This is a genomic window from Micromonospora sp. NPDC003776 (assembly GCF_053605645.1).
The window spans coordinates 1-4,048 of record NZ_JBSGJR010000609.1 but is presented as its reverse complement, the minus strand read 5'-3'; the positions used below and the strand labels follow the sequence as shown (position 1 = coordinate 4,048).

6 protein-coding genes are annotated in these 4,048 nt (G+C 71.8%); 5 read left to right on the top strand and 1 reads right to left on the bottom strand.

Annotated elements, in window-relative coordinates; translation table 11 throughout:
* Nucleotides 1-10: 10 nt before the first annotated feature.
* Nucleotides 11-955 (bottom strand): cell wall anchor protein, encoded by a 945-nt coding sequence (locus ACWEVO_RS31870; RefSeq protein WP_452311164.1) that lies wholly within the window; start codon nt 953-955, stop codon nt 11-13.
* Nucleotides 956-1,214: 259 nt separating this feature from the next.
* On the opposite strand from ACWEVO_RS31870, the gene rsmD reads away from it, so the two are divergent.
* The 5 genes from rsmD to rpmF all read left to right on the top strand — a co-directional run bounded on the left by rsmD (nt 1,215) and on the right by rpmF (nt 3,941).
* Nucleotides 1,215-1,778 (top strand): 16S rRNA (guanine(966)-N(2))-methyltransferase RsmD, encoded by a 564-nt coding sequence (gene rsmD / locus ACWEVO_RS31865; protein ID WP_452311163.1) that lies wholly within the window; start codon nt 1,215-1,217, stop codon nt 1,776-1,778.
* Nucleotides 1,775-2,263, top strand: a complete 489-nt coding sequence (gene coaD, locus ACWEVO_RS31860; protein WP_452311162.1) for a pantetheine-phosphate adenylyltransferase — start codon at nt 1,775-1,777, stop codon at nt 2,261-2,263. Before rsmD ends, coaD begins: the two co-directional genes overlap by 4 nt.
* A 277-nt stretch (nt 2,264-2,540) precedes the next feature.
* Nucleotides 2,541-3,038 (top strand): SPFH domain-containing protein, encoded by a 498-nt coding sequence (locus ACWEVO_RS31855; protein WP_073832495.1) that lies wholly within the window; start codon nt 2,541-2,543, stop codon nt 3,036-3,038.
* Nucleotides 3,039-3,198: 160 nt separating this feature from the next.
* Nucleotides 3,199-3,762, top strand: coding sequence for a YceD family protein (locus ACWEVO_RS31850; RefSeq protein ID WP_452311161.1), 564 nt, complete (start codon nt 3,199-3,201; stop codon nt 3,760-3,762).
* 5 nt (nt 3,763-3,767) lie between these two features.
* Nucleotides 3,768-3,941 (top strand): 50S ribosomal protein L32, encoded by a 174-nt coding sequence (gene rpmF / locus ACWEVO_RS31845; protein WP_012181392.1) that lies wholly within the window; start codon nt 3,768-3,770, stop codon nt 3,939-3,941.
* Nucleotides 3,942-4,048: the final 107 nt, after the last annotated feature.

The window sequence follows — 4,048 nt, the reverse complement described above, 5'->3', positions numbered from 1 at the left end:
GGTGGGGGGATCAGGCGGTGAAGCGGACCCGACGACGGCGGGCCACCACGAAGAGCACCGCGCCGGCGGCGAGCAGCACGGCCGCGCCACCCGCGATCGCGCCGGCGGCCGGGCCGGTGACCGGCAGGCCGCCACCCTGGCCCGAGCAGTCCTTCGGCTGGGTGTACGGGATGGTCTCGGTCTCGTCGATCACGTCGTACTTGACCGTGACCTTGAGGCCCTTGTACGCGTCGAAGCTCACCGAGGCGGTCTTGCCCGGCTCGGAGACCAGCTTCTTGGTGACGCCCTTCTCGGTGGTCATCGTGGCCGTGAAGGGGATGCCCTTCGCCGGGTTCTCCACGATGAAGGTCATCTTGTCGCAGGTCTCCTCGAGCCGGAACACCGGCTCCTCCGGCTCGGCCGGGACCGACGGGGTCGCGGAGGGGCTGGCCGGGCTGGAGGCCGGGGCGGACGGCGACGGGGTGGTCTCCGGCGACCTGCTCGGCTCCGGGGTGGCGCTCGGCGACGGCGAGGTGGGCGAGGGCGACTCGCTCGGGCCGCAGTCCTGCGTGGGCTGCGCGACGACGCTGCGCTCCTCGGTGATGATCCGGTCGCCCCGCTCCCAGCGCGCCTCGACGGTGAGCTTCAGCTCCGGCAGGGCACCCTCGAAGGTGTGGGTCTGGGTGCCGGTCAGCGGGCCGTCGCCCTGCTTCGGCAGCGTCGCGTTCAGCGCCAGCCCGCCGGTGATGTCACCGGGCACGGTGGACTCGAGCTTGGTGATGGTGCCGGTGATGTCGGTCTCGCTGTTGAGAACCGACCAGTTGACGGTGACCTTGCCGTCCTGGGCGGCGCAGTAGGTGCCCGACGGGATGGGGTGGTGGGCCAGGGCGGGGCTGGCGACGGTGGCCACACCGGCGAGGCCGATCAGCGCGCCGGCGGTGAGGGCCGCGGCACGCCGGAGGTGGAGACGGTTCACGTCTGCTCCTGATGAGGGGAAGATCGGGAGAGTGCGGCGGACGGACCGAAGCCTCACGTCCGCTCACAACCGGGCAGACCCTAGCGAGATCGACGCCGAATGCGTTACTCCGATCGGCGCCCGGAAACAGGTCTGTTATGGATTCGAGATCATTGATCCACCGTACGTGATCGATCGATGCGTCTTGTGGCACCCACCGTGTCAGCCGGGTCGGTTCGGGGCCGTCGCGTAGCGTCTGGGGCATGTGCGGGAGCAGACGGTGACCCGGATCGTGGCCGGGACGTACGGCGGGCGGCGGATCGCCGCGCCCCCCGGCGCCGGCACCCGACCCACCTCCGACCGGGTCCGCGAGGCCCTGTTCAGCGCGGTGCAGGCCGAGCTGGACCTGGCCGGGGCGCGCTTCGCCGACCTCTACGCCGGCTCCGGCGCGGTCGGGCTGGAGGCGCTCTCCCGGGGGGCGGCGCACGTGCTGCTGGTCGAGTCCGACGCCCGGGCCGCCCGGGTGATCCGGGAGAACGTCGCGGCGCTCCGGGCCGCCCCGGCCGCCCGCCTGGTCACCGGCAAGGTGGCCACCGTCCTCGCGACCGGCCCGGAGGGCGGCGGATACGACGTGGTCTTCGCCGACCCGCCGTACGCGGTGCCCGACGAGGAGATCACCGCCCTGCTGGCCGCGCTGGTCGACGGCGACTGGCTGACCCCGGACGCCCTGGTGGTCGTCGAGCGGTCCAGCCGGACCGGGCCGGTCACCTGGGTGGAGGGGATCACCCCCGAGCGCAGTCGACGCTACGGCGAGACCACCCTTTGGTACGGTCGCCGATCATGAGACGTGCGGTCTGTCCGGGCTCCTTCGACCCGGTCACCAACGGACACCTCGACATCATCGGCCGGGCCAGCCGCCTGTTCGACGAGGTGATCGTCGGCGTGCTGGTCAACCAGTCGAAGCAGGGGCTGTTCACCGTCGAGGAGCGGATCGCGATGCTCCGCGAGGTGACCGCCTCGTACGACAACGTGCGGGTCGAGTCGTTCCGCGGGCTGCTGGTGGACTTCTGCCGGGCCCAGCAGGCGAGCGTGCTGATCAAGGGCCTGCGGGCGGTCAGCGACTTCGACTACGAGCTGCAGATGGCCCAGATGAACATCGGCCTGGCCGGCGTCGAGACGCTCTTCATGCCGACCAACCCGCTCTACTCCTTCCTCTCCTCCAGCCTGGTCAAGGACGTGGCGAAGTGGGGCGGCGACATCTCCGCGCACGTCCCCGACGTGGTCCGCGAGCAGCTCGTCGCCCGCCTGCACCCCGAAACCCGCTCCTGACGCGCTCCCCGCTCCCCGCTCCCCGCTCCCCGCTCCCCGCTCCCCGCTCCCCGCTCCGATCTTGCGGTTTCGGCCGCGGGTTCGTCCGGCACGGGCGGAATGTCGGGGCGGAAAGTGCAAGATCGGCGGCGCGGGGAGCGGCGCGGGGGCGGGCGACGCGCCGGGTAGGGGTGCAGCGGTGCGGCGTGGAGCGGGCGCGACATGATGTGTGCAACGCCGAACCCGGGCGCAGGCCGCATCATGAAGGTCGGCCGACGAAGACAGGAGTGAGGTACCGGTGGACCCGCTCGATCGCATCGACGAACTGATCGCCATGGTGGAGCAGGCCCGCTCCGTCCCGATGTCGCGCAACAACTGCATGGTCGACCGGGGCGAGATGATCGCCGCTCTCGACGAGCTGCGCGCGGAACTCCCGGCCGATCTGCGCCGGGCCGCCGCGCTGCTGGAGGAGCGCGACAAGATCATGGAGGCCGGCAAGCGCGAGGCCGACCGGATCATCAGCGAGGGTGAGGCGGAACACGCCCGCCTGGTGTCGGTGAACGAGATCACCGTCTCGGCCGAGCACGAGGGTGCCCGGATCATCGCCGAGGCCCGCGCCGAGGCGCAGCGCCTCCGCGACGAGGTGGACGACTATGTCGACACCGCCCTGGCCAACTTCGAGCAGTTCCTGACCCGGGCCCTGGCCTCGATAGAGCGGGGCCGGGACAAGATGCACGCGCTGCGCGAGATCGGCACCTTCGCCGGGGACGAGGCGGACCGCCCGCTGCCCTTCTGAGCGCGCCCCGGCAAGCGGCCGCCGCGCTACCCTTGCCCACGGCACGCGCGCCGGTGGCCGACAGCCGGCAGTCGCGGCCAGGGACGACGCCCCGGTTCGACGGTCCGCCGGTCGTCCAGGTAACCTTCTTTGTCGGCCTCTCACCGGCCGGAGTCTGACTATGCCCAAACACTCGCCAAGCCTCCTCGACCCCAGGTCGCCGCTGGTCCTCGACACGAGGGACCTGCCGCGCCGGCCTGGCGCGTTGCGTACGGTCAAGCGGGTCGTGCCGGCACCGGCGGACCTCGGCGTGGAGTTGATCGGCGTGCCGGAGGGCGCGGACCTCGACCTCGACCTGAGGTTGGAGTCGGTGTCCGAGGGCGTGCTCGTCTCCGGGACCGTCACCGGTCCCGTCAAGGGCGAGTGCGGGCGCTGCCTGCGCGAGATCGACGACTCGGTGGCCGTGCGGATCCAGGAGCTGTACGCGTACGAGAACAGCACCACGGACGACACGACCGACGAGGACGAGGTGGGCCGGATGCAGGGCGATCTGATCGACCTGGAGCCGGCGCTGCGGGACGCGGTGGTGCTCGCGCTGCCGACCAACCCGCTCTGCCGGGAGGACTGCCCAGGCTTGTGCCCCGACTGCGGGGTGCACTGGGACGATCTGCCGGCCGACCACAGCCATCAGCAGATCGACCCGCGTTGGGCGGGCCTGTCGCAACTGACCCGTACAGAGGAGTAAGAACCGTGGCCGTCCCCAAGCGCAAGATGTCGCGCAGCAACACCCGGTCCCGCCGGGCGCAGTGGAAGACCGCGGCGGTCGCGACCGTGGCCTGCCCGCAGTGCAAGTCGGCGAAGCTTCCGCACGCCGCCTGCTCCGTCTGCGGCACGTACAACGGCCGCCAGGTCCTCGAGGTCTGACCTGGACGCCGAGTGACGTCCCCGACCACGGGTCGGGTGGCGCGCGCACCATGGCTCTCGCCCGGTGCCCCGGCTCCCTCCGCCGCCGGCCGGCCTTCGGCCGGCGC

Excerpts from the sequence above, each read along its gene's own strand:
- coaD (WP_452311162.1), top strand. The coding sequence starts at position 1,775 with ATGAGACGTGCGGTCTGTCCGGGCTCCTTCGACCCGGTCACCAACGGA.
- ACWEVO_RS31850 (WP_452311161.1), top strand. The coding sequence starts at position 3,199 with ATGCCCAAACACTCGCCAAGCCTCCTCGACCCCAGGTCGCCGCTGGTC.